This is a genomic window from Pseudoalteromonas sp. SWYJZ12 (assembly GCF_015864395.1).
Lineage (GTDB): Bacteria > Pseudomonadota > Gammaproteobacteria > Enterobacterales > Alteromonadaceae > Pseudoalteromonas > Pseudoalteromonas arctica.
The window spans coordinates 413801-440717 of sequence record NZ_JADYXH010000003.1 but is presented as its reverse complement, the minus strand read 5'-3'; the positions used below and the strand labels follow the sequence as shown (position 1 = coordinate 440717).

Below are 26917 nucleotides of genomic sequence, written 5' to 3'. Positions count from 1 at the left end.
TGGTGACTTGGCTTGAACTGTTTTTATTATTAAGCACATACATAATATAGTTATATACAGGTTAATACCTTTTAAAAAGCCCCGTAAGTTATAACTTACGGGGCTTTTTTAGTTAATTTTTTATTTGATACTCTCTTTTTAATTTACTTATTTGCACTTTATGTGAAAGCAAAAATGTATCAAATTGCTCAACTACCTCAGGATAGTCAATCGACGATAATAAAAAGGCTTGTAAATCTGTCGGCAATTCGTTTTGAAAATAAACGGGTCGGGTTAATTTGAAATATTTAACGATATTATAGTTTAATACATCGTTAGATATGTAAATACACTCCACTCGCTCTTTTAAAAGCATCTCTATTAATTCCATTACGTTAGCTGTTTCAATTAGCTCAACGTTTTCGTTATTCATTAAAGGTTTAAAGCTTTGAGACGTAAACCCTCTCACCGTTGCAAAACTAACGCATTCATCAATAGTGATATTTTTATTTAAACTCGCAATACCCGTTTTAGTCACAACGGTTGGCTGCGAATAAATAATTTCATTTAAATCACCAAAGGAAGCTTTATAACTTGGTTTCCATTGTGGATTATCTGGATATTTAAAATCAACATGATGGTGATCAATGAATTCTTTATAAAGACGATTAATTGGCAGCGTGTAAAACTCAAATTCAAAATCGTGCTGCTGTGCAAATAAAGTGAGCAACTCTTCACTGAAGCCATAATAGTCAGCACCATTTGTTCCACTACCATCAAAGTAAGGTAGATACTCTATATTCTCTACGCCGACGACATAGTGCGTTGCCGACTTAGCATCGGTAATAAAAATTAATAAAGCTAAAGGCAAATACATTAACTGCGTTGTTATTTTTATAAATTGATTCATTTACAACCTAAGTAATATTATTGATGTGTAGCTCAACGCTTTGATTTTAACAAATTTGCAAAGAATATGATAAATCTATTTTATTTTATGCAAGAAAAAGCCTGATTAAAATCAGGCTTTACAAAGTAAAAGGTTTAGCTTTTATCTCTTGGTACAAAATCGAGTACTGTTGCGTTTATACAGTAGCGGTCTGTGCCTCTAGGGCCTTCTCCTGGGAATAAATGACCAAGATGAATACCTGTACTTTTAGAACGTAGCTCAATACGTGTTATTCCCCAGCTGCTATCGTCATGCTGCGTTACACTACTTTTTACTGGGTGCTTAAACGACAACCAACCAGTACCGGAGTTAAACCTATCTCTTGTATCAAATAGTGGCTCTCCACTTAATTTATCAACAAAAGTACCATCAGGTGTATTTTTAAACTCTTTGTACTCTTTACAATAAGGTCTATCTGTTCGTGCATCGAATGCAACTTTATAAGCATCACTGTTACCTAATTTAAAAGCGCCTAATGCTTTATAAAACTCTTCAGGTGTTGCATAGCCTTGACGGCCATATACCTCAACGCCATTTTCTAGAAACAAAATAGTCGGCGTTGCCCACGTGGCTGACTTAATAGTTAAATCATTAAGTTGGTCAGCATGACGAAATGTCATAGGTATTGTGCCTTTGTAATCATTTGCGACTGCTTTTTTAAATTTTTCACAGTACGGGCAGTAATCACGAGAATCAAGTACCACTATTTGCTTACCTGCGAGTAGAGCACTGTTGTCTGCTTTTTCTACGGGTGTTTTATTAAAAACTACGCCTGTAGAATGATCGGGGCAATAGCCATTAGGGTTCTTTTCTAGATAATTTTGGTGATATTCTTCTGCCGATACAAAACCTGTAAGCGGTTTAATAACCGTTTCGATTTTGCCGTAGCTCGCATCAGTTAAAAGCTGCTGATATTGCGATTTAACTTGCTCAGCTACTTTAGCTTGTGCATCAGTAGTCGTTAATACAATTGAACGATATTGAGTACCGATGTCGTTACCTTGGCGATTTTTTTGCGTAGGATCGTGACTTTCAAAATAGTTTTTTAAGAGGTCTTCTGCTGAAATTATATTGCTGTTATACATAACTTGCACAACTTCAGCATAATTGTCCTCGTCAAAACGACGAGACTGATCAGTAATATTTCTGTACGTTGCTTTAAACCCATTACCGTCAGCATAACCCGACTCAGCATCAATAACGCCATTAAGCGCTTCGTAGCGTTTTTCTGCTCCCCAAAAACAACCAGACCCCAGTACAATGGTTTCTACATGCATGGTGGCTTCTACATTACTGTGTTCTACCTTTTCCATAGATAAAGCAAAGCTGCCTGCGCTAAATATAATAGCAGCGCCTGATAAATATAATAAATGCTGGTGTTTCATAAAGTACCTCATAAACAAGTGCGTGCTAATTAAGACCTCCTTATCTTAATTTTCATTTCAACCTAATTACTTATTTAGTACGAAATGTATTAAGTTTTAGTCCTCAATAAGTTAAATACGATTAATTGAATATAAAAACACTCTTAAAGTAAGCTGGGTAAATAAACACTAAACATAACCACTTAGTCGCAATGGTGTAAATAAATTAATAAAACTGTGTTACGTTTAAATTATGTTGTACAAATAGGTTTATTTAATGAAGCCAGCTCCCCATATTTATGCATTAACAAACAGTAGTTTACTACTTGATGCATCGCATTTAGACGCTACAGATAGACTCTCTATTCAAAAGAAAATTTGGGCTTTAACCAGCCACTGTAAATGCACTGATGAATTTACCGATTTGGTGCCAGCCATGAACTCGCTCACTCTCTATTTAAAATCAGATAAACACTTAAATAAGTGGTTACAAGTGCTACCTTCGCTGTGGAATGATATTAAAACGAGTACTTTTAAGGGGCAGCATCACTTAATCGAAACCATATACAATGGCGAAGATATTAATTACGTGGCTCGTTATCATAATTTAAACGCTGATGAGGTTATTAATATTCATAGTAAAACCAAGTACCACGTTTTATTTTTAGGCTTCCAGCCCGGTTTTGCTTACCTACATGGCTTAGATGAGCAATTACATACGCCAAGGCGTGATGAGCCACGCATTAAAGTTCCTAAAGGCTCTGTTGCGATAGGTGCTGAACAAACCGGAATTTACCCCGCAGATACCCCTGGTGGTTGGCACATAATAGGCCATACAGATACTGCTTTGTTTGATTCGACCTCGGAGCAACCTTGTTTAATTCAACCAGGCGATACGCTTGAATTTGTTCCGCTAGTTAATAAAGGAGCAACTCATGATTAAAGTACTTAAAAGTGGTGTATTACTTACAATTCAAGATTTTGGCCGTAATGGCTACCGTCATTTAGGTGTAAGCAAAGCGGGTAGCTTGGACCCCTTTGCACAAATAATTGCTAATAGATTACTTAACAATAACGACAATGATGCCGTTTTAGAAATAACCGTTGGTTTGTGCGAGCTGGAATTCACCTGCGACACAGTAATTGCGCTTCATGGTGCAGATTTGCAAGCAACCCTTGATGGACAAGCAATTTACCCTGGTTGGACATACACAGTAAAAAACAAACAAGTACTGAGCTTTGCTACTGGTAGAGCCGGCTTAAGAGCTTATTTAGCAGTGAAAGGCGGTATACAAAATACTGAAGTTATGGGCTCTAAATCTACAGATTTAAACGCATGTTTTGGTGGTATTGAAGGTAGAGCTCTCGCCACTGGTGATGAAATACCTATTACTCCTTATTATGGAGAGTTTATAAAAGTAGGCGCAATTGCTCCCGCCCAGCGCAAGCTTATACGACTGCACCCAAGCCCTCATGCTAATTTATTAGGCGAACCTTTACTTAACAACTTTGTATCTACCGCATTTAAAGTTAGTAGTAACAGCAACCGAATGGGCGTAAGGCTTGAGCATAAAAATAATTTGGTACATTCGCACTCTTTGCCATCACTAGGGGTGAGTCCTGGGAGTATTCAACTGCCACCGAATGGTGAGCCTATTGTGCTACTTAACGATGGTCAAACAACCGGGGGTTACCCTCTTTTAGGGACTGTAATTGAAGCCGACTTACATCAATTTGCACAATTTAGACCTTTAGATACTGTTGAATTTAAATATGTAACGTTTGAAGAAGCAGCAAAGGCGAAGCAGAAACTTAACGGGCACCTACATCAATTGAGCCTTGCACTTAAAAATAACCTATAAAATATTCTAGAATCAACACGCCCTAGATTTTAAAAATAGGTACCATGTAATAAAGGTTCAAATTCCGACGGCCGTTACCTTACTCGCCGTTAATATTATTTTAATGTATAGCTTGGTGTTTAATGACTAAATCAACTTCTACTATGCCGTGTGTATTAATAACTGGCTTTGCTCCTTTTGGTGGCGAAGCTATAAACCCTTCTTGGCAAGCAGTGCAAAAACTTGATGAAACTATCATCATGAAACACAAAATATGCACACTAGAACTTGCCTGTGAATTTAATACGTCTATCAGTCAGCTTATAAACGCCATTGAGTCGCACAATCCGGCGGTTGTTTTATGTATAGGCCAAGCTGGTGGGCGCAGCGAAATATCAATTGAGCGTATTGCAATAAACGTTGACGATGCACGCATTAAAGACAATGCAGGTAAGCAGCCTATCGATACACCAATAGAAAAAAATGGCCCTGATGCCTATTTCACAAACTTACCAATAAAGCGCATGTTACAAGCATTGCACAACAGCAATATACCTGCTGCCATTTCCAATACAGCAGGTACGTATGTGTGTAATCACGTTATGTATGGTCTTATGCATTACATAAATGATCACTGCGCTGTAATGAAAGGTGGCTTTGTGCATATTCCTTATTTACCAAGCCAAGCTGTGCACCACAATGGCGCACCAAGCATGAGCGAAGAAACCGTTATTAATGCCCTGAGAGTTATGATTGCACAAGCTTTGAACAATAATAGCGACGTAAAAATAGCAGGAGGAACCACGCATTAACCACTTTGGTGCAATTACATCTAGCTTGGTGCATAAATTATTCTTAATTAATTGTAAAAGCTATGTGACTTGAGTAATTTTTTCTGATAAAACAAGGTTTCGCAGCACAGCAAATTGGCTCTGCTGCACACATAATAGGAATGAGGAGTTACTATGTGTTCAATTTTTGGGGTATTAGATATTAAATCTGATCCCACTCAATTGCGTACCCAAGCAATTGAAATGTCAAAGCTGCTTAGACACCGTGGCCCAGATTGGTCTGGTGTATATGCATCCGAAAAAGCTATTTTAGTGCATGAGCGTTTAGCTATTGTTGGTGTATCAAGCGGTGCGCAGCCTTTATACAATCCTGAAAAAACAAATATTTTAGCGGTTAACGGTGAGATTTATAATCATAAAGAACTTGCAGCAGAGTTAGACGTTGATTTTACTTTTCAAACTCAATCAGACTGTGAAGTTATTTTAGCGCTGTATAAACAAAAAGGGCCTGACTTTTTAGATGACCTAAATGGCATTTTTGCATTTTGTTTATACGACGAAGAAAATGACGCCTACTTAATTGGCCGTGACCATATTGGTATTATCCCGCTTTACACCGGTCACGACGAGCACGGTAACTTTTACGTTGCTTCTGAGCTAAAAGCACTTTCTCCAATTTGTAAGCATATTGAAGAATTTCCACCAGGGCATTACCTGTACAGCAAAGATGGCAAAATGACGCCTTATTACAAACGTGATTGGGAAACATTTGATGCAGTTAAAGATAACAGCGCAGAAGCGCAAGACGTTAAAGATGCATTAGAAGCGGCCGTTAAACGCCAATTAATGTGTGACGTGCCTTACGGTGTATTACTTTCTGGTGGTTTAGACTCATCGGTTATCTCTGCTATTACCCAGCGCTTTGCTGCAAAACGTATTGAAGATAACGACGAAAGCGACGCATGGTGGCCTAAGCTGCATTCTTTTTCAGTAGGTCTTGAAGGCTCACCTGATTTAGCGGCTGCACAAAAAGTAGCTGACATGATTGGTACTATTCACCACCCTATCATTTTTACCATTCAAGAAGGTATTGATGCATTACGTGAAGTGATTTACCACATAGAAACCTACGACGTAACAACAATTCGTGCCTCTACACCTATGTACCTAATGGCTCGCCAAATTAAAGCAATGGGCATTAAAATGGTGTTATCTGGCGAAGGTGCTGATGAGCTATTTGGTGGTTACTTATACTTCCATAAAGCCCCTAACGCACAAGAGTTTCATGAAGAGCTAAACCGTAAAGTATCAAAACTGCATATGTTTGACTGTTTACGTGCTAATAAATCAATGGCGGCATGGGGCGTAGAAGCACGTGTACCGTTTCTTGATAAAGAATTTGTTGATGTTGCTATGCGTATCAACCCTGAAGCTAAAATGTGTAAAGATGGAAAAATTGAAAAACACATTTTACGTGAAGGCTTTGAAGGTTACTTACCTGATGAAGTGCTATGGCGTCAAAAAGAGCAATTTTCAGACGGTGTAGGCTACAGCTGGATTGATACCTTAAAAGAGTTTGTAAACGAGCAAGTAAGCGATCAAGAGCTTGCAAATGCAAAATTTAAATACCCTATTAATACACCAGATTCAAAAGAAGCTTACTACTACCGTACTATTTTTGAATCGCATTTTCCGGGTGATGCATCAGCTAAATGTGTACCACATGGTAAATCGGTAGCGTGTTCGACTCCCGAAGCACTTGCATGGGACGCATCGTTCCAAAACAATGCTGATCCATCAGGTCGTGCTGCTGGCGTTCATAACGACGCATATGCAAGCAAAGGTTAATACTCTTTGTTTAGCGAAGCGTAAGCCTAAATGGCTTACGCTTCGCTTTATAGAGCTCATTTCCACCGAATCTGTTTTTTATAGCCCTGCACATAACTTAAAAGGCTCAAGTGCTTTAATTGTTATTTATAAAAATGGGTTAACTTCAAAAACAATGCAATATATTGCATCACAATCAACTTACCCTGCTACCGTATTTTTAAATCAAAATGAGATAACTAAACGCCATTGTAAAATTCGTTGGTTTAATCAAACGAGTGAAATTAAACGCTGTGGACATGGTACTTTAGCAGCCGCTAATTTTTTAATAGACCATTTTGATTATTGTCCTGAAGTATTTACTTCAATGAGTAATGAGCGCTTTACTATAAGAGTAAAAAAACAACGCGCTCAGCTGTTACTAAAAAGCATAGAGCCTAAAAAAAGCGAGTTAGCTGAAGGTGAGTTAAAAAGTGTGTTTTCAGTAGCAATAAAAGCAGCCTACACTACCGCTGATAAAAACGGTTATACGGTTGTATTATTTAATGAAGAATTCGATAAAGCAGTTGAAAAAGACGATTTAAAAAGCGTACACGTTGATTTTAAAGCTTTGTGTGCACTCCACAAAAATGCAGTAATTGCCCTTAGTATAAAAAATAAAGACAAAAAAAATGCCATAGCGCATTTTAGATACTTTGCACCCCAGTTTGGTGTAAATGAAGACAGTGCTACAGGCTCTGCGGTATCTGTTATTGCCCCCCTGCTATTTAGACTACACGGTTTAAATAAAGCTATGCTTGTACAGCAGTCAAATAGTGGCGCATTGCTAAACTATGAGTTTAACAATGCTAAAGTTGTCATTTACTAAACATAACTTAAGTAATGCTTAAAGCGGTCTTAATAAACACAGGGCAAAATAGTTACTATCGTCTTGCCATGTTTGCTCTAACTTTAAATTAGCTTGCGCTGCAAGCTGCTTAAACGACTCAAGCGTGTACTTATGAGAGTTTTCTGTATGGATACTTTCGCCTTCTATAAAGTCTATTTGCTGATCATTTATAATCACGCTTTGAGTACGATTACTTACTAAATGCATTTCGATACGGCTATGTTGCTCGTTAAAGCGTGACTCGTGGCTAAAGTTATCTATATTAAATGTGCCGTTTAGCTCGTTATTAATACGTTGTAGTAAATTTTTATTAAAAGCACCGGTAACTCCCGCTTTATCGTTATATGCATCAAGTAACACTTGGCGCTCTTTTACTAAATCAACCCCAATTAATACATAACCATTTACACCGCATAAGCGATGGAAATTATTCATAATTTCTATGGCTTTAACTGGGGCAAAATTACCAAGAGTAGAGCCCGGAAAGTACACCAAATTAGTTTGACTGTCTAAAGCGGTGTCTTTGGTTAGCTGTTTGACCATTTGGCTATGTGTAAAGTCTCCTAATAATGGCGAAATTGCCAAATCTGGAAATAACGGTGACAAATGTGCAAGTGAATAACTGAGCATCTCCTCAGATATTTCAAACGGTACAAAGGTTTTAACGTTTGCCATATGCGCTAATAAATAGGCTACCTTTTTACCCGAGCCACAGCCGGGCTCTATAATAGAGAGATTTTCAGGTAGCATTTGAGCAATCGACTTTGAGTGTTGCTCTAATATAGAAAGCTCAGTACGTGTAACATAATACTCTTGTAAGGTTGTTATTTGCTCAAATAATGCAGCACCTTTATCATCATAAAAATATTTACACGGAAGCGTTTTTTGTTGTTGAGTTAATCCGCTTATCACGTCGTTTAGAAATTCAGTGTCGGTTATGTTGCTTTGCTTAATCGCTGTTACTTGGCTCATACTATATCCTTAGCTAGTCTTATCCCGCTGCACATCCACGCTTGATGCGGGTAATAAAAATTACGGTATGTTTGTCGTAAATGGTTTTGAGGGGTAAACACACACCCACCACGTAACACCATTTGGTTATTCATAAACTTACCATTGTATTCCCCTGCTATTCCTTCAATAGGCTTAAAACCGGGGTATGGTAAATATGCACTGTTCGTCCATTGCCAACACGAATCAGTTAACTGATTTATTTCAGTATCACTCTTTGCTTGCTGAGGTGTTAGGTAGTGATTATTAGTGTCTTTTGAAGGTGTATTTTTAGCTGCATATTCCCATTCGAACTCTGTAGGCAAGCGAGCCTTTACAAAATTAGCATAGGCACTGGCCTCAAAATAACTAACATGGCAGATCGGGGCATTTAAATTGAGAGGTTCTAATCCATAGTGTGTAAACTCAAACCACTCGTTATCTATACAATGCCAATACAATGGTTGCGTTAGAGCGTTGTTTTGTATGTTTGCCCAACCGTCGCTTAACCAATACTGTGGATTGCTGTACGCGCCTGCATTTATAAACTCTAAATATTCCCCATTAGTGACCAACCTATTGGCGAAGCTAAATGGATGAATTAATACTTGGTGTTTAGGGCGCTCGTTATCGTATGCAAATTCATCGTCGGCATTTGTGCCTATATTGATAATACCTTGCTCAAAGTTTATAAAATTAAGGGGCTTAATATCAGTTGATTTGTTTTGGCTATTTAAAAACGATGTTTTATATTGCGGAAATAATGGATTTACTGAAAAGTTATATTTGATGTCCATCAGCATTAGTTCTTGATGCTGTTGCTCGTGGTGTAACCCAAGTTCAATAATATCTTTAATTTGTGGGCTAACTTCAGTTTTAAGTAATTCAACCACACAGCTATCTACATGCTCTCTATAAGCTAGCACTTCATCTAAACTAGGCCTAGATAAACTACCTCGGTGCGCGCGCTTAAATTGCTCTCCAATCCCATTGTAGTAAGAATTAAAAAGCATTCTATAGTGAGAGTTAAACACAGTGTACTGCTTGCAATAAACACTAAGTAAAAACGTTTCAAAAAACCACGTCGTGTGCGCTAAATGCCATTTGCTTGGGCTGGCATCTGCCATAGCTTGTAATTGGCAATCTTCTACAGTGAGTACCTCGATAATAGCCAGGCTTTCGTCTCTAACGCTGTAAAAGCGTTTAACAAGTTCGTTTTGATTGGTATTGTTTAAAGCGCATTCACGCATAATAGTATTAATCCTTTGCCTATCTATTTATAAAATATAGCTTAGTGTTGTGTTAAATCATATTCATATTACAACTTGATTAAAGATGCTTATCAGCTTATAAATTTATACTAGCCCTGAAGGGAAACTTGCTCTTTACTGCTCAGTTTTTGATTATTCTCAGTGTATGTAAGCATGTAGAATAACGCAGATTTGTAACAGCACCGTTAGATTACAAACCTAGGATCGATTAAATCGTTCCTAAATAGAACAAATTTCAATCCTAAAAGGTCAACAAGCCCTAGTATTTAAGCATTAATTAAGTTGCTTAAAAGTGATCTTTTTTTACTTAACTAAGTAAATTAATACTTTTAATAGCAAACTAAATTTTAACGTTCACTGAATTTACAATTTTAGGGCTTTTTAAATAAAAGAATCATGAATTTGGCTATATAAACAGCGTTTTAAATGCAAATTCATTTACATTTAATATTTAACTCATACACTACTAGCTGTATGATCACTCTTCAAATTAGTTAGTCTTCAAATAATTATGGTATTACATTTACTTAATATTTAAAGGCTAATGTAATTCGATATGACGCCGAATTTATTTTGGCTTGTTAGGACAACTAAAGAGGTATTGCATGAAGGAAAATCATGACAAATATAGTATTGACAGTACAGACTACACTGTAGGTCAAGACAACGTACAAAAATGGGGGCTTGATATACATAACTCTGTTTTCGGCATAAGTGCCGGACTGATTGTCATTTTTTTAATCGCCATTCTTGTTACCGATCCACAAACGGCTAAATCAGCTCTTGATGGTATAAAAACAGATATTATCAATAACTTTGACGCCTTATTTATGTGGGCTGCTAATTTTTTCGTTGTTTTTTGTTTAGCGCTTATTGTTTCACCTTACGGTAACATTCGTTTAGGTGGTGATGATGCTAAACCGACTCATTCACGTATCTCATGGTTAGCTATGTTATTTGCTGCGGGAATGGGTATTGGCTTAATGTTTTGGGGCGTTGCTGAACCACTTGCTTATTATACAGGCTGGTTTGAAACACCACTGAATGTAACACCTAATACACCCGAGGCGGCAAAAGTAGCAATGGGTGCGACTATGTTTCACTGGGGCCTTCACCCTTGGGCTATTTATGCCGTTGTAGGGCTTTCGCTTGCATTTTTTACTTATAATAAAGGCTTGCCACTGTCTATTCGTTCTATCTTTTATCCTATTTTAGGTGATAGAGCATGGGGCTGGCCAGGTCACCTTATCGATATTTTAGCCGTGCTTGCAACCCTGTTTGGTCTTGCTACTTCTTTAGGACTTGGGGCACAGCAAGCTTCTGCAGGTATAGACCATGTATTTGGTACCTCAGGCGGAGTTGGTTCACAAATTTTAGTCATTATAGGTGTTTCACTTTTAGCTATTGTTTCAGTAATTCGAGGGATTGATGGCGGCGTTAAAGTACTTAGTAATGCCAATATGCTAATCGCCTTAGTTTTGCTTATCTTTGTTTTTTTAGTAGGCTTTGCTGTTTCTGTAGGTAATATCCCAACTACTGTTATGGGGTATATAGAAAATATTATTCCACTAAGTAATCCTCATGGTCGTGAAGATGAAACTTGGATGCACGGGTGGACTGTATCTTATTGGGCATGGTGGATTTCTTGGTCACCGTTCGTAGGTATGTTTATCGCGCGTGTATCACGTGGTCGTACAATTCGTGAATTCTTAATTGCGGTATTGCTTGTTCCTACTGCTGTTACTATTTTATGGATGTCTATATACGGCGGAATTGCAATTGATCAAGTAATCAACGGTGTAGGTGAACTAGGTGCTAACGGCCTAACTGAAGTACCTTTAGCTATGTTCCAAATGTTTGATGCATTACCTATGGCGAACATTTTATCATTTGTAGCAATTATTTTAGTATTGGTTTTCTTTATTACTTCATCGGACTCTGGTTCTTTGGTAATTGATTCAATCACTGCCGGTGGCAAAATAGATGCTCCAGTACCACAGCGTATTTTTTGGGCTGTGACGCAAGGTGCGGTAGCCGCGGCATTACTTTGGATAGGCGGAACTGAAGCGATTCAAGCACTTCAAGCTGGCTCTGTATCAGCAGGATTACCTTTCACTATTGTATTGTTATTTATGTGTTTAAGCTTAGTTTTAGGTTTACGAACTGAGCCTCGCTCAATTAAATAATACTTTTAGTAAGTAACACTTTTACTTAGTAACAAAAGCGCCGCAATTTTTGCGGCGCTTTTTTGTTTAACTATTTAAAATCATACCAATTTGCTTAATAAAGTGCTCTATTTTGTGGCAGGAAAATCGTATCGATAGTAAGGCAAAAATTTAGTTATTTAGTTATTCTAAATGAGAAATTTTTAACGCAGCTAGCGTCAGGTTTAACTCCAAAAACGATTAAAGTATCATTGCGTATTGGTATTATACCCACAACTCTGAAATTGGAGTATCTACACGGTAATGATGACTCAATTGCGCTTGTAGAAGCTCGGCTGTAGCAAGCGCATCCGTTAAAGCATTATGGTTATTATATGGAGGTAATGAGTAACGCTCGCGGCAATCTGTTAATCTGAGCGATCCTAGTTTTGTGTTAAACAATCGACCTAATACTCCCTGCCTTGCTTTTAGTGCTCTTTTTTCTAGCTCCATTGTATCAACAAGTGCAAACTCAATACCTTCTTTAAGCCTCAGTAATAACGCATTATTTAAAAAATGGCGCTCTATTGCAGCGTAATGCACCACGACAACCTTACCACTTAGCGCTTCAAGTAAAGGCTCAATAATTCGGTTAAAGTCTGGGGCGTCATCCACCTCAGAGTGCGTTATTCCATGAATTAAAATAGACTCTTCATGCAGGTTTCGTCTTGGTTGAACAACCCAATGCCGACTGTGTTTGCAATAAATACGCTTTAAATTAAACGGCACTAAGCCAACACTCACTATATCGTCGTTCTGGCTATTTAAACCTGTTGTTTCAAAGTCCATTGCTACAAAAGGCACATCTTCTACTGCGGCTTTATCTTGGTTATAAGCACCTGCATAAAAGTGTTTTAGAAGTTTATTTTCGGTGCTGTTGGCAAGCTCGTTGTATCTAGCTTGCCAATCAACTGCTTTGTAATTACGCGGATTCATAGGCTACTTCACACCAGAGTTTGCTGTGTAGCTAAATTTTAAATAGCTTTGTGCTTTTTCTAAAATAGCGAATGCCTCTTTCAAGTTTCGCTGTTCAAAAGGAGAAAGTAAATGCGGGTCTAAGTCGTTATCAGGCTCTTCGCCCTTCTCTATTTGCCACGCTTGATGGCGAATTCGCATCATGGCAATATACTCAAGTGAATCACGTAAATCTTGCGCTTTACCCTGCGGTAATAGCTTAGCTTCAATTATATCTTCTAAACGTTCAAACGAGTTTTGTTTACGCGAACCAATAGCTAATGCGTGCACGCGTATAACATCAGAAAGTGGTGCAGTACCTCTTCGTTTTAAGTTCATTGAACGCTTATGTTGGCCGTTATGCTCCATAACAAAGCCTTTAAAAAAGCCAAGAGGTGGTGTCCTATTTCGAGCATTTGCCGCCATATTTGCTAGAAATATACGATTCACTTTACTTTGTTTCGCTATAAATATTTTAAGCTCGTCGGCCCACTTGGTTTTGCCCCACACACCGTCTAAATCAAAAAATATAGAGCTATTAAGCAGTGCTTGTGGTTTTGGCTGGGCTATCCAATCAGCAAATTGATCGAACCACTCTGAGCGAGTTTTACGCCATTTTTTAAACGACGCCATTATTTCGCCATCACAATAAGTGTAACCACACTGCGCTAAGCCATCACACACAAAATCGGCAATATTTTGAAAGTACGCGTTATGTTTTTCATCGTCGTAACTGTCATCTAAAATTAGTGCGTTATCTTGATCAGTTACAATAAGTTGCTCGTCGCGAGCCATGGAGCCCAGTGCAATAAAACAATAAGGAACGGGAGGTGGACCAAACTTTTCTTCAGCTAATACAAGTAATCTTTGTTTAAAAGTACGTCCGATAACGGCCATGGCAGTACCAATCATGTGTGAATTTGCATCTTCGTTAACCATACGGACAAATACATTGGGTAATTGGCGTGCATAATGCGCTAAATCCTCAATTGTTTGTTGAGCAAGTATGCCGCGTACAAGTAATAAGCTGCTTTGCGATTCGTAACGTAAAATATCAGAGAGGGAGATAACTCCTATAGGACGTCTTTTTTGTACTACGGGTAAATGATGGAGATTATCTCTGAGCATGGCCAGTACCGCTTCAAAAATATAGTCATTAGCATCTAAAAGCACTAAGTTAGTAGACATAATCTCTTTTGCTTGTGTGTTAAAATCAAGCCCTTTAGCCACTACTTTTGAGCGTAAATCCCTATCGGTTATTATGCCAACGACTTGTCCATCATCTTCCTCAGGATCGTCGTTTATTGGTTTATTTACATCGGTTACCAAAACTGACGATACCGCCTCTTCGGTCATTAATTTAGCGATATCTTGTATTGTAGATGTTGCATCTACGGTGACTACATCTCTGTGAATTAATGATTTTACTTTAGCTGTTGTAAGGTCATTGCCATCAGCTTGTTCAACAATAGCTTGATGTAAACGCACGTTACCATCTGTTTCAAAGTAATCAGCAAACGCATCAAACTCATCACAGTAACGATTAAATAGCTCGACATTTATACAATAAACTAACGTATCTTCAAGAGCAGTTGCAGGAAAACGCACCTTACGGTTCATCAATAAACCCATTTGACCAAATATTCCTGCGATGGCCAAACGATTGTATAGCTCACCATTGCGGCGATACATTTCTACAGAACCACTTCTAATCACATACAAATCAGATATGTCTTGTCCAAAACTTAAAATGTCTGTTTTTGCTCTAAAATAAGCAACTTCTACTTGTTGAGCTAGCTCATTAAGCGCTTTTTGAGGTAAGTCATCAAAAGGAGGATGTTGTGCTAAAAATTGTGCGATTTCAACTTGTTCGGCTTGCATAAATCCCTTCCTGTATGCGCATTAAAATGACTAAATATGTTTTGCAGATTAACACTATCATCGGAGTGTGAAAACAATTACTGCACAATTTTGGGCACAAAAAAAGAGCCTAAATAGACTCTTTAAATGTAATACTTATTGTAAAAATTTATTTACCACGCTGAGCGTCTTTTTGGGCTTTTTTGGCTTCTTTACGTTGCTGTAAAACAGCTTGTGCCTCATTACCAATATGACCTTCACCACGGGCTTGCGCTAATTCTATTTGCTTTTGGCGCTCCGCAAAACGTGTCCGTTGCTCGTCTGTCACTTCTTCAATACAATGATGACAAGATACACCTTCCATGTATTCAGGCTTTAACTTTTCGTCTTCTGTAATTGGCATACGGCACGCGTGGCATTGATCATAAGAGCCTTTTTGTAAGTCGTGATCAACCGCAACGCGATTATCAAATACAAAGCACTCGCCTTCCCACATTGTTTCTTCTTTTGGTACTTCTTCTAGATATTTTAAAATGCCGCCTTCAAGATGATAAACTTCATCAAAACCTTGCTCTTTCATGTAGGCCGTCGATTTTTCGCAGCGGATACCACCTGTACAAAACATCGCTACTTTTTTATGTTTTTCAGGGTCTAAGTTTTCTTTAGCCCACTGTGGAAATTCGCGAAAAGTTTTAGTATTTGGATCGACGGCATTTTGAAATGTACCAATTTCAATTTCGTAATCATTACGTGTATCAATTAAAATTACTTCTGGGTCAGATATAAGTGCGTTCCACTCATTTGGCTTTACATAGCTACCCACAACTTTAAGCGGATCTACGCCTTCAACGCCCATCGTTACAATTTCTTTTTTTAGTTTTACTTTAGTGCGGTAAAACGGGCATTCATCATCGTAAGATTCTTTTGTTACGATGTTTTTTAAATTTGGTTGCTCATCAAGCCATGCTAATAAGTTGTCTATCCCTTCACGTTTTGCAGAAACAGTTCCGTTTATACCTTCGGCAGCGAGTAGTAAAGTACCGCGTACTTCATTTGCTTCCATCACTTCAAGCAACGGCTTACGGATAGCTTCAAATTCAGGTAAACCAACAAATTTATACAGCGCACATACTACAAAGTGATCGCCCGTTACATTATCTTTATGAACAACAGTCATTATATTTCCTATTTTGCCTTATTAGCCAGTATTGGCGTTTACCGAATCGTAAATCCGGCGCATATGGGGCGCGTATTTTACGCTTTTTTAGTTTAATTGCAAAAAATAGCGCTATAGATTGGTTTTTACTGTTAGCGACCTATCTGTGTAAGCTATAATGCGCTGATAAATTTATAGACTTAATTTGCTCATTTTGGAGAAACACACATTGCAGTTTACTGATCTTGGGATTGATACACGCCTTGAAACACAACTAGCACATCAAGGGATCACCCAGCCCACCGATATTCAAGCGCATGCAGTGCCTACCGCACTTGCAGGGCATGACATTTTCGCTCAGTCTAAAACTGGGTCGGGCAAAACCTTGGCGTTTTTATTACCTGCTGTACAAAGGGTTATGAAACAAAAAGCACTCAGTAAACGCGATCCTCGTGTACTTATTGTTGCTCCTACTCGTGAGCTTGCTACGCAAGTATTTACTCAGCTGCGTTTATTAATTGCAGGCACAGCCATTAAGGCCGTAAAAATACTTGGTGGCGAAAACTTTAATGACCAAATAAAAGCACTTAGAAACGACCCACAATTCGTAGTTGCTACACCAGGGCGTTTAGCTGATCACATTACAAAACGTTCATTACAATTGAGTGGACTAGAACTGCTTATTTTTGATGAAGCCGATCGTATTTTAGATTTAGGCTTTACCGAGCAGTTAAAAATGATTAACGAGCAAGCTAATCACCGTTTACGTCAAACGTTATTGTTTTCTGCAACACTTGACCATGCTCAAGTAGATGCTCTATCACGTAACCTATTAAAAAAACCAAAGCAAATTACGCTAAGTGCAGCGAACGAGCAACATAGCGATATTAAACAAACTTTATATCTAGCCGATCACCTTGACCATAAAGAAGCGCTATTAGAGCACTTTTTGAATCAAGATGATGTTGGTCAATGCATTATCTTCACAGCAACACGTTCTGACACGAGTCGCTTGAGTGAAGCGCTTAATGCTAAAGGCTTCAAGTCTGTAGCGCTTGCTGGTGATTTAACACAAAATAAACGTTTAGATATAATGGATTCGTTTAGTCGCGAAAACTTTAAAATATTAATCACCACCGATGTTGCATCTCGTGGTTTAGATTTACTAAGTGTAACGCATGTTATTAACTTTGATTTACCAAAACACGCTGAAGAGTATGTACACCGCATAGGTCGTACAGGACGAGCTGGCTTTAAAGGTAACGCAATTTCATTAGTTGGCCCAAAAGATTGGGCAAGTTATTTAGCTATTAAAGCATTTTTAAATGATGAGTTAAAATTTGCGAGCGTAGAGGGCTTAAAAGCTAAGTTTAAAGGTTTAAAAGAGAAAAAGCCTGAGGCAACGTGGGATAAATCTAAAGAAAAATCCGCCGCTGTTAAAAAGCCTGTGTTTAAACGCAAAGCCAAACCTAAAAAGCCAACAGCACCAATTAAAGCACCAATGAACATTGATGGCGATACACCAATGCGCCGTAAAAAAAAGACTGAGCAGGAATAATTATGAGTTACCTAGGAACCACACAAACATTATTTGTAAAAGAAGTGAGTAACGAAGGTGCTTACTTAGATGGTCATGATTTAGGTGAAGTGTTTTTACCAAAACAAGAAATTAAACATGAGCTTGAAGCGGGCGATAGCATTAGTGTATTTATCTTTTTAGACAACGCTAACTTAGCAACTGCCACAACTAAAAAGCCACACGCACAAGTAGGTGAATATGCCCTGCTTCGCGTTAAAGAAATTAATAGTATTGGTGCATTTTTAGATTGGGGTCTTGAGAAAGATGTACTAACCCCGTTTAACGAACAAAAACCACGCATGCAAGAAGGTCACTCATATTTAGTTCGTTTGTACCTTGATAATGCAAGCCAACGTATTTGTGCATCAAACAACTTTAATCGCTTCCTATCTAAAGATGAGCCGCAATATACTCACTTACAAGAAGTGGATTTAATTGTTGCTGGCAAAACAGATATTGGCTACAAGGTATTAATTGAAGAATCGCATTTCGGTGTTGTTTTTTATAATATGGTATTTAAAAGCTTATTTGTGGGTCAAAAGCTTAAAGGCTTCATTCAGAAAGTACGTGAAGATGGAAAAATTGATGTTGTATTAGAAAAACCAGGTATGGGAAAAGTAACTGACCTTGGTGAAACTATTATGCAAAAACTAAAAAATGAAGGTGGTGTTATCCCATTAGGTGACAAATCTGAACCTGAAGCAATAAAAAAGATGTTTTCTACTAGTAAAGCTAACTATAAAAAAGCAATTGGTGGATTATTCAAACAAGAGTTGATAGATATTGAAGCGAAATCCATTCGCTTAAAATCTTAATTATAAATAATAGGCTGTAATTACTAATATTATCTGTTTGTAATTAACCTAAAATATACTTATAAGGCAATGTACATTGCGTATATTGCCTTGAATAATCAAGCACTTCACCTTTTGACTCTAGGTTAAGCGGTGCCAAACGAAAAACCTTCTTTTCGCATTCTATTTTTTTATCATCAAGCTTAGATATGCAATCAGTTACTGTTATATGCTGAGATGTAAGTGTATCCTCATTTTTGTAACACAGGTGGTGTGCATAATCTTGCATTGTTTGTTTAAAATCGAACATATTGACAGGGTAATTCGTGATTATATCTGTTACTGATGTAACATCATCATATGCTTTATTAGAAAAAAGATTTTTATTTACTGAAAAACCCGCAACAATGATAATTATAAAACCTAATAATAACTTCAAAACAAACCCCTACTACATTTCAATCCTAATAATGTAACATAAAATACACATGAGGTAAGGGCTTTTAGCACTATATTGCTGCTTTTTGTTAAATTATGCTATAGATCTATTAACATCACTAAGCACTTTTACGGGATCATCCGCCTGAGTAATAGGTCGTCCTATAACTAAATAATCACTTCCTGCATCTATTGCTTGCTTAGGAGTCATAATACGCTTTTGATCGCCGGCATCACTGCCTTCAGGACGTATACCTGGTGTTACAAGTTTAAAGTTCTCACCTAACTCTGCTTTTAAAGCTTTTGCTTCTTGTGCAGAACACACAACACCATCAAGCCCTGCTTCCTTTGCAAGCTTAGCTAAATATATAACTTGCTCTTGAGCAGATTTATCAACGCCTAAACGCTTTAGTTCTGTTTCATCCATGCTTGTTAATACAGTAACCGCGATAAGTAATGGCGCTTTATCGCCAAATTGTTCTAGAGCCGATTTAGCTTTGCTCATCATTTCAAAACCACCAGAAGCATGAACGTTTACCATCCACACACCCATTTTCGCAGCTGCAGTAACAGCTTTAGCTACTGTATTAGGGATGTCATGAAATTTTAAATCTAGAAAAACATCAAAACCTAAATCAATTAACTCTTTAACAAATGCAGGTCCAAAATAAGTAAACATCTCTTTGCCTACTTTAAGACGACATGTATCAGGAGAAAGTTGTTTAACAAAGTTTAAAGCAACCTCTTGATCATCGTAATCTAATGCTATAAGAATTTTTTTTGAGTGTTCGAAAGACATGACTATCCTAATGTATGGCTATAATACCAATCCGCAATAATACTTAATCAATTTGAGGACCAAATCTGACGCTAACTGCGTTAAAAATTTCTTATATAGAACAATAATATTACGAAATTTTTTGCCTTGTTATCGACACAATTTTCTTACCTCAAAACAGACCACTTAATTAAGCGAATTGATATAAAGTAATTGTATAAGTAGATTTAATGCAATAGTGCTAGCTGGTAATTTGAGAGAAGGTGTAGAGGAATTTATATAGACACAACATCAAAAAATTCCAACCCAGTAAACTCTCAGTTTAATTTGCTAAAATTATCATAGTTAAATCCGATATTATTTAAGGGGTTATTAAAATCCGTCTAAGCCTCGACTTGGAACAATGGTTTCCCAATGCTTACAAGAAGGGCAATTCCAATATATGGTGTAGCTTGTAAAACCGCAATGCTGACATTGGAAATCAGGTTTTGTAGCAATATAAGAGGTTACAAGCTTATCAATTTCATTAAGTACTTCTTTAGTATTTTTATTTTGGTCACCCATTAATTGCAGTAGAAAACTGAAACCACGAATAGTAGGTTGACGTTTTAAGCTATCAGTTAGAAATTCAAAGGCTTGTTTAGTGTGTCCTTGCTCAAGCAGTGCCTGGCAATGTTTTATTTTAATTAATACACCGCCCTTTTCTAACAAGTCACTGACTAACTCATGAAATTGATGCGTTAAATTTAATTGTTTATAGCTGTGAGCTAGCTCATCAATAAACAACGGCGCAAACAAAGTGAATTGTGATACAAGCTCACGCCAGTAATAAATAGCTTTAACGTAATCTTCTTTCGCGTAAGCAACTAATCCTAACTCGTAAAGCGGACGTACGGCTTTATAATTTAAGCTAATCGCTTTTCTCATTAGTTGGGGTGTGTTATCACTTAAAGCTGATTCACAATAAAAATTAGCAATCGCTTTAAATTGTTGTTCTTTTGAAAATAGTTCGCTGTGGGCTTCAAACATGTTGATGCCTTTTTCCCATTCACGGGTTTGCGAATATAAAGTAATAATAGGGTCTAGCGCTTCTACATGGCCAGCCTTAACTAACCAAACTAAGTGCTCTTCTGCACTATCTAGTAGACCAGCCATTATATAATCTTCGGCAAGTTCTAAACGGCTAGTTGCAGCTTGTTGTTCATTTAAGCCTGGGTGTTTTAATAGAAGTTCATGAATTTTAATTGCGCGGTCTAATTCACCTCTACGGCGAAACATGGTGGCAAGTGTAGAATAGTGTTCAACAGAGTCAGCTGAAACTTCAAGCAAATTAATCAAGTGCTCTAAGCCTTGGTCTTCTTCTCTGTCGAGTAGAAACTTTAAGCCTTTGCTGTATTCAGAAGTGATCTGACGATTTAGTTGATGAGCTTGGTTTTTAGCACTGTTTTTACCCATAATCCAGCCGTAACCGGCGGCAACAGGTAATAGTAAAAACAAAAGCTCAATCATAGTTAGGTGTCTTTATTCGCGGCAAGCTTTTTTTTATCTTTTTCAGGCGCTAATTGCTTTTTTAAGCGGTAGTTTTGCCACTTTAATTGTGAAAACAATTTAAAGCTAATAAAACAACCCACTAAAACACCTAATAAAAAGCAGATACTTATTATTACAGCTAAAGGTAGTGTATTACTGGCTATAATATAATTTATTTGTACTAACTGTGGGTTTTGTGACCCTAATACAAATGCACTGATAAGGCATAGCGCAACCAGAATAATTTTTAATACCTTGAACAAGTAACTACTCCACTAAGTTAACTAGGCAATGCTTTCATTTACGCGGTCGCGTAATTCTTTGCCTGGTTTAAAATGAGGTACATGCTTTCCTTCAAGCTCAACTGTATCGCCAGTCTTAGGATTACGACCTGTGCGAGGAGCGCGGAAATGCAAAGAGAAACTACCAAAACCTCTGATCTCAATACGATCTGAAGTAGATAATGAGCCGGCCATTTGTTCAAGAATTTCTTTTACAGCATTCTCAACATCTTTCACTGGAACGTGTGCGTGTTGTTCCGCAAGTGTTTCTATCAGTTCTGACTTAGTCATAGCGTTTCCTTAAAAAGAGATATAGGAAGGGCAAAAAATGCCCTTCCAACTAAAAACTAATTATATATTAGTCTTTTTGTGCATTTGCGAAAGCAGCTGCCATTGCGTTTTCAAACACTGGCTCTTCTTTCTTAAGCTTCTCTAGTACTTCTTTCTCTTCTGCTTCGAAAAGAGCTTTTACAGATAAGCTTAAAGTGCGGTTCTTACGATCAACACCAACGTATTTAACTTCAATCTCGTCGCCTACAGAAACAACAGTAGTTGCATCTTCAACGCGTTCTTGAGCGATATCAGCTACACGGATGTAACCTTCAACGCCTTCGATAAGTTCAACAGTTGCGCCTTTCGCATCAACTTCAGTCACTTTACCTTTAACAATAGCACCTTTTTTGTTTGCATCAAGGTAGTTATTGAATGGGTCAGCTTCGATTTGCTTAACACCTAGAGAGATACGTTCACGCTCTGGGTCAACTTGCAATACGATAGCAGTGATTTCGTCGCCTTTCTTGAATTCACGCACAGCTTCTTCGCCAGGTGTATTCCAAGAAATGTCTGAAAGGTGTACAAGACCGTCAATACCACCGTCAAGACCGATAAAGATACCGAAGTCAGTGATTGATTTGATCTTACCAGTAACTTGATCGCCTTTGTTTTGTAGACGAGCAAATTCCTGCCAAGGATTAGCAATACATTGCTTAAGACCAAGAGAAATACGACGACGTTCTTCGTCAATTTCTAAAACCATAACTTCAACAGTGTCGCCTAAGCTAACAACTTTTGAAGGATGGATGTTTTTGTTAGTCCAATCCATTTCAGAAACGTGTACTAAACCTTCAACGCCTTCTTCGATTTCCACGAAACAGCCGTAATCTGTAAGGTTAGTAACACGACCAGAAAGTTTAGAACCTTCTGGGTAACGACCAGCGATAGCTGCCCATGGATCTTCACCAAGCTGTTTAAGGCCTAGAGATACACGAGTTTTGTCTTTGTCGAATTTTAGAACTTTAACTGCGATTTCGTCGCCAACATTAACGATTTCTGAAGGGTGCTTAACACGCTTCCAAGCCATATCAGTAATGTGTAGTAGACCATCAACACCACCAAGGTCAACGAATGCACCGTAGTCAGTAAGGTTCTTAACTATACCTTTAACTTCTTGGCCTTCAACAAGGTTAGCAAGAAGCTCTTCACGTTCTTGTGAGTTTTCAGATTCGATAACTGCACGACGTGAAACAACAACGTTGTTACGTTTTTGGTCAAGCTTGATTACTTTAAATTCAAGCTCTTTGCCTTCAAGGTGAGTTGTGTCACGTACTGGACGAACATCAACAAGTGAACCAGGTAGGAAAGCACGGATTGAATCAACTTCAACTGTGAAACCGCCTTTAACTTTACCGTTGATAACACCAGTAACAGTCTCTTGCTCTTCACATGCTTTCTCAAGACGGATCCATGCTTCGTGACGCTTAGCTTTCTCACGAGAAAGAATAGTTTCACCGAAACCGTCTTCAATTGCATCTAGTGCAACATCTACTTCGTCGCCTACAGCAACTTCAAGTTCACCAGCAGCATTTTTGAACTGCTCAGCAGGGATAGCACTTTCTGATTTAAGACCAGCATCTACAAGTACAATGTTATTCTCGATAGAGATTACTGTACCTTTAACGATAGAGCCTTGCTCTGCTTCAAAACCCTTTAAGCTTTCTTCAAATAACTGCGCAAAATTTTCTGACATACGAATATACGTCTCTATATATTATACCAATAAGCAACCATGCTGCATGGGGTTGTTAAAATAGCACTGGCATCCTGCTGGCGCATAAAATGTGTTTAGCTTCGTTTAGGAAGCTTACCTTCAGAGATTGCAATATCTAATAAAGTTATTACCTTATCAAACACTTGCTGTGCATTGAGTTCGCTAGTATCAAGCTCAATAGCATCATCTGCAGGTACAAGCGGAGCAACGGCACGATTCATATCGCGCTCGTCACGAGCTTGAATGTCCTGTAATAGACCACTTAGTGTAACATCAAGACCGCGCGTATTCAACTCAACAAAGCGTCTACGAGCACGCTCTTCTGCACTTGCTGTTAAATATATTTTTAACGGCGCATCTTGAAAAACCACAGTGCCCATATCACGGCCATCGGCAATTAAGCCGTTTTCAGTGCGAAATGCACGCTGGCGACGTAATAACGCTTCACGAACGCGAGGTAATGCTGCAACTTTTGATGCTGCAGCGCCTACTTCTTCATTACGAATAGTAGTAGTTACATCTTCGCCTTCTAAAATAACTTTTCCTGCATTAGTTTGGCTATCTACCAAAAACTGCACATCTAAATTTGCAGCAAGAGGGACAAGCCCTTCTTCATTGTCTAATGCAATTTGGTGATGAAGTGCAGCTAAAGATAAAACGCGATAAATCGCACCGCTATCTAATACATCCCACCCTAACTTGTCGGCTAACAAGCGACAAACAGTTCCTTTACCTGAACCACTTGGGCCATCAACGGTGATCACGGGCATTAATAACGCCTGCATTTAAAACCTCCTGCAATGCACACCTAAATAAACCGCGACATTATACGTCAGTTATTAAAATATATCTGCTATTAGTGTGTAACTTTTGTAATTACTTCTAATTAGCTTATTCACTGACTGACGCTAAAACATTGAAAAATGTAGGAAATGTTTTATAGGTACACTTTGGATCATTAATCGTTATTGGCTTTCCACCAACGGCAACCATTGCAAAACACATGGCTATACGGTGATCGTCGTAAGTGTCTATTGCTACATCGTTGAAGTGTTTAGGCGGTGTGATTTCTATAAAGTCATGCCCTTCTACCACTTCTGCACCTACTTTTCTAAGCTCAGTTGCCATCGCATATAAACGGTCTGTTTCTTTTACTCGCCAGTTATAAATGTTACGAATGGCAGTTGGGCCTTTAGCGAAAAGAGCAACAGTTGCAAGGGTCATAGCAGCATCAGGAATTGCATTAGCGTCAATATCTACGCCTTTTAATTCGCCTTTGCGAACAACTAAACGCTCATCATACCAATCGATTTTCGCGCCTACTTGCTCCATTACTTTAGCAAAGCCTATATCACCTTGAACTGATTTAGCACCCACGCCTTTAATTTCAATCTCGCCGCCAGCAATTGCAGCCGCAGCAACAAAGTAAGAAGCAGAAGATGCATCGCCTTCAACCATAATTCGATCGAGTGATTGATACTGTTGACCACCTTTAACTTTAAAAGTTGCATAATCACTGTGTTCAACATTAACACCAAAACGTGCCATTACATCAAGCGTAATATCAATATAAGGTTTAGATACTAAAGTACCTTTAATAGTTATCGTTGTATCACCGCTAAATAATGGCGCTGCCATTAATAGAGCCGTTAAAAATTGACTTGAAATACTACCGTCAATTTCAACCTCACCACCTTTTATTTGACCACCTACAATTTTAAGTGGTGGATAGTCTTTGTGTTTTGTATAGGTAACATCACCACCAAGCGCTTGTAGAGCATCAACCAAGTGCCCTATCGGACGCTCTTCCATACGTGGCTCGCCTATTAGCTCATACTCACCAGCAACGGCAGCAAGTACAGCCGTTAAAGGTCTGTAAGCAGTACCTGCATTACCTAAAAATAAGGGCTCCGTAGGTGTATTAAACACACCACCAACTCCCTCTACGGTCGCTACAGTGTGTTCATCATTTAAAGTTACATTTACGCCTAATAACTTTAAAGCACCCAGCATATGGCGTATATCGTCACTATCAAGTAAGTTTTCTACAACGGTGGTACCGTTTGCCAGTGCTGCTAATAATAAAATTCTGTTCGATAGACTCTTTGAACCTGGTAGGGTTACCGTGCCATTTACTTTAGAAATAGGTTCTAAACGGAGCTGCTCCATTAGCTGTGCTCCTTTGCAAATGCAGCCATAAAATCTACAAGTGCTTGAACACCTTCAAGAGGCATAGCGTTATAAATACTTGCGCGCATACCGCCCACAATTCTGTGACCTTCAAGTGCAAGTAAACCGGCCTCGTTTGATTGAGCAACAAATTTGCTATTTAAGCTTTCATCGTTTAACCAAAATGGAACATTCATGCGTGAGCGGCAATGTTTAGCGACTATATTTGAATAAAAATCTGAGTTATCGATAAAATCATACAGTAAATTTGCTTTAGCAATATTTTGTGCTTCCATGGCTTTTACCCCACCATTGCTTTCAAGCCATTCAAATACTTCAGCCGCTAAATACCAAGCAAAGGTAGGTGGGGTATTAAACATACTGCCCTGCTTTGCTTCAAGTGCGTAATCTAAAATACCGGGCTTTGGCAAACCTTCGCGCTCAAGTAATGCTTTACGAACAATAACAATTGATATGCCCGATGGACCGATATTTTTTTGCGCACCAGCGTAAATCAAATCAAATTTATTAACGTCTATCTCACGCGATAAAATAGTTGAAGACATATCAGCAATAATCGGAGCTGTTGGGTGGCTTGGTACATCAAAAATCTCTAAGCCATCGACAGTTTCATTAGGGCAATAGTGGATGTACGCAGCGTCTTCTGGTAATTCCCAGTCAGCAACGTCTTTAATTGAAAACTCACCATCAGCATCATTACGGACATCCGTAAAAGACGTTTGAGTAAACTTATTCGCTTCATCTCTGGCGCTTTTCGACCATACGCCATTCTCGCAATAAAACGCTGTTTTGCCTTCTTGGTGTAAGTTTAATGGCACAGCACTAAACTGGCCACGACCACCACCATGCATAAACAGCACTTCAAATTCATCACTAATATTCATTAGGCGACGAAGGCTAGCTTCACATTTAGCTGTAAGCGCTAAAAACTCTTTACTGCGATGGCTAATCTCCATCACAGACACACCTAGGTCTTGCCAATCTAGAAACTCTTTTTGCGCTTTTTTCATAACCGCTTGCGGAAGCATAGCTGGCCCCGCACAAAAATTATATTTACTCATTACCTTTGCCTCATTCCAGTAATTTAACTACTAAGCATGAACATTTAATACCAATCCGCTAAACCTTTAAAATTTAATGAATAATACCAATCCGCAATAATACTTAATCATTTTGCGGGGCTAAACGTGTCGCTACTTGCGTTA

Annotated in this window: 24 protein-coding genes and 1 pseudogene; 9 read left to right on the top strand and 16 right to left on the bottom strand. The window is 38.3% G+C overall.

Annotation, left to right across the window (positions count from 1 at the left end; translation table 11 throughout):
- Positions 1-112 precede the first annotated feature (112 nt).
- Both I6F42_RS06275 and msrA read right to left on the bottom strand, forming a co-directional pair.
- Complete coding sequence (locus I6F42_RS06275; protein ID WP_197151520.1) at positions 113-889, bottom strand: amino acid ABC transporter substrate-binding protein; 777 nt, start codon at positions 887-889, stop codon at positions 113-115.
- Positions 890-1023: 134 nt separating this feature from the next.
- Positions 1024-2313 (bottom strand): peptide-methionine (S)-S-oxide reductase MsrA, encoded by a 1290-nt coding sequence (gene msrA, locus I6F42_RS06270; protein ID WP_197151519.1) that lies wholly within the window; start codon positions 2311-2313, stop codon positions 1024-1026.
- Between the two features lie 256 nt (positions 2314-2569).
- Here msrA and pxpB point away from each other — a divergent pair, with 256 nt between their 5' ends.
- From pxpB to I6F42_RS06240, 6 genes and pseudogenes are all read left to right on the top strand, one after another.
- Entirely contained in the window at positions 2570-3235 is a 666-nt protein-coding gene (pxpB, locus tag I6F42_RS06265; RefSeq protein ID WP_197151513.1) for a 5-oxoprolinase subunit PxpB, read from the top strand.
- Positions 3228-4154, top strand: a complete 927-nt coding sequence (locus tag I6F42_RS06260) for a biotin-dependent carboxyltransferase family protein (protein WP_197151509.1) — start codon at positions 3228-3230, stop codon at positions 4152-4154. Before pxpB ends, I6F42_RS06260 begins: the two co-directional genes overlap by 8 nt.
- A gap of 34 nt (positions 4155-4188) precedes the next feature.
- A pseudogene (locus tag I6F42_RS20395) lies at positions 4189-4284 on the top strand (5-oxoproline transporter, DUF979 family subunit); the annotation flags it as partial.
- On the top strand, positions 4277-4945 hold the full coding sequence (gene pcp, locus I6F42_RS06250; protein WP_197151507.1) for a pyroglutamyl-peptidase I: 669 nt from the start codon (positions 4277-4279) through the stop codon (positions 4943-4945). The pseudogene I6F42_RS20395 and the gene pcp, both read left to right, overlap by 8 nt.
- Positions 4946-5098: 153 nt before the next feature.
- Positions 5099-6772 carry an asparagine synthase B gene (asnB, locus tag I6F42_RS06245; protein ID WP_010552851.1) on the top strand — a complete coding sequence of 558 codons (1674 nt, stop codon included), beginning with the start codon at positions 5099-5101 and terminating at the stop codon, positions 6770-6772.
- A complete protein-coding gene (locus tag I6F42_RS06240) occupies positions 6756-7619 on the top strand; it encodes a PhzF family phenazine biosynthesis protein (RefSeq protein ID WP_197151503.1) in 864 nt (287 codons plus the stop codon). Before asnB ends, I6F42_RS06240 begins: the two co-directional genes overlap by 17 nt.
- A gap of 18 nt (positions 7620-7637) precedes the next feature.
- Here I6F42_RS06240 and egtD read toward each other — a convergent pair whose 3' ends face one another.
- Together egtD and egtB are read right to left on the bottom strand one after the other, a co-directional pair.
- Positions 7638-8612 (bottom strand): L-histidine N(alpha)-methyltransferase, encoded by a 975-nt coding sequence (gene egtD, locus I6F42_RS06235; RefSeq protein ID WP_197151496.1) that lies wholly within the window; start codon positions 8610-8612, stop codon positions 7638-7640.
- Positions 8609-9880: an ergothioneine biosynthesis protein EgtB gene (gene egtB / locus I6F42_RS06230; protein WP_197151492.1), complete on the bottom strand. Its 1272-nt coding sequence runs from the start codon at positions 9878-9880 to the stop codon at positions 8609-8611. Before egtB ends, egtD begins: the two co-directional genes overlap by 4 nt.
- Before the next feature lie 626 nt (positions 9881-10506).
- On the opposite strand from egtB, the gene I6F42_RS06225 reads away from it, so the two are divergent.
- Positions 10507-12087 carry a BCCT family transporter gene (locus tag I6F42_RS06225; protein ID WP_007583074.1) on the top strand — a complete coding sequence of 527 codons (1581 nt, stop codon included), beginning with the start codon at positions 10507-10509 and terminating at the stop codon, positions 12085-12087.
- Positions 12088-12330: 243 nt separating this feature from the next.
- Here I6F42_RS06225 and I6F42_RS06220 read toward each other — a convergent pair whose 3' ends face one another.
- From I6F42_RS06220 to I6F42_RS06210, 3 genes are all read right to left on the bottom strand, one after another.
- Positions 12331-13041 carry a 3'-5' exonuclease gene (locus I6F42_RS06220; protein ID WP_165725804.1) on the bottom strand — a complete coding sequence of 237 codons (711 nt, stop codon included), beginning with the start codon at positions 13039-13041 and terminating at the stop codon, positions 12331-12333.
- 3 nt (positions 13042-13044) lie between these two features.
- Positions 13045-14940, bottom strand: a complete 1896-nt coding sequence (locus I6F42_RS06215; RefSeq protein ID WP_007583071.1) for a DUF294 nucleotidyltransferase-like domain-containing protein — start codon at positions 14938-14940, stop codon at positions 13045-13047.
- 148 nt (positions 14941-15088) lie between these two features.
- Complete coding sequence (locus tag I6F42_RS06210; protein ID WP_007583069.1) at positions 15089-16096, bottom strand: rhodanese-related sulfurtransferase; 1008 nt, start codon at positions 16094-16096, stop codon at positions 15089-15091.
- 208 nt (positions 16097-16304) lie between these two features.
- On the opposite strand from I6F42_RS06210, the gene I6F42_RS06205 reads away from it, so the two are divergent.
- Positions 16305-17633 carry a DEAD/DEAH box helicase gene (locus tag I6F42_RS06205; RefSeq protein ID WP_007583068.1) on the top strand — a complete coding sequence of 443 codons (1329 nt, stop codon included), beginning with the start codon at positions 16305-16307 and terminating at the stop codon, positions 17631-17633.
- Between the two features lie 2 nt (positions 17634-17635).
- A complete protein-coding gene (locus I6F42_RS06200) occupies positions 17636-18469 on the top strand; it encodes a S1 RNA-binding domain-containing protein (RefSeq protein ID WP_010552856.1) in 834 nt (277 codons plus the stop codon).
- A gap of 43 nt (positions 18470-18512) precedes the next feature.
- Here I6F42_RS06200 and I6F42_RS06195 read toward each other — a convergent pair whose 3' ends face one another.
- The 9 genes from I6F42_RS06195 to serC form a co-directional block, all read right to left on the bottom strand.
- Positions 18513-18887 (bottom strand): hypothetical protein, encoded by a 375-nt coding sequence (locus I6F42_RS06195; protein WP_007583062.1) that lies wholly within the window; start codon positions 18885-18887, stop codon positions 18513-18515.
- A 93-nt stretch (positions 18888-18980) separates the two neighbouring features.
- A complete protein-coding gene (gene pyrF / locus I6F42_RS06190; protein WP_010552857.1) occupies positions 18981-19685 on the bottom strand; it encodes an orotidine-5'-phosphate decarboxylase in 705 nt (234 codons plus the stop codon).
- A gap of 351 nt (positions 19686-20036) precedes the next feature.
- Positions 20037-21173 carry a lipopolysaccharide assembly protein LapB gene (gene lapB / locus I6F42_RS06185; RefSeq protein ID WP_010552858.1) on the bottom strand — a complete coding sequence of 379 codons (1137 nt, stop codon included), beginning with the start codon at positions 21171-21173 and terminating at the stop codon, positions 20037-20039.
- Positions 21174-21175: 2 nt separating this feature from the next.
- On the bottom strand, positions 21176-21457 hold the full coding sequence (locus tag I6F42_RS06180) for a lipopolysaccharide assembly protein LapA domain-containing protein (protein ID WP_007583056.1): 282 nt from the start codon (positions 21455-21457) through the stop codon (positions 21176-21178).
- A gap of 21 nt (positions 21458-21478) precedes the next feature.
- The gene (ihfB, locus tag I6F42_RS06175; protein ID WP_007583054.1) at positions 21479-21766 is read right to left on the bottom strand and encodes an integration host factor subunit beta; all 288 of its coding nucleotides are present in this window, start codon (positions 21764-21766) and stop codon (positions 21479-21481) included.
- Between the two features lie 67 nt (positions 21767-21833).
- Positions 21834-23501 carry a 30S ribosomal protein S1 gene (gene rpsA / locus I6F42_RS06170; RefSeq protein ID WP_002961176.1) on the bottom strand — a complete coding sequence of 556 codons (1668 nt, stop codon included), beginning with the start codon at positions 23499-23501 and terminating at the stop codon, positions 21834-21836.
- 95 nt (positions 23502-23596) lie between these two features.
- Entirely contained in the window at positions 23597-24307 is a 711-nt protein-coding gene (cmk, locus tag I6F42_RS06165) for a (d)CMP kinase (protein ID WP_007583052.1), read from the bottom strand.
- Between the two features lie 106 nt (positions 24308-24413).
- Positions 24414-25691, bottom strand: a complete 1278-nt coding sequence (gene aroA / locus I6F42_RS06160) for a 3-phosphoshikimate 1-carboxyvinyltransferase (protein ID WP_197151489.1) — start codon at positions 25689-25691, stop codon at positions 24414-24416.
- A complete protein-coding gene (gene serC, locus I6F42_RS06155; protein WP_197151488.1) occupies positions 25691-26773 on the bottom strand; it encodes a 3-phosphoserine/phosphohydroxythreonine transaminase in 1083 nt (360 codons plus the stop codon). Before serC ends, aroA begins: the two co-directional genes overlap by 1 nt.
- Positions 26774-26917 lie beyond the last annotated feature (144 nt).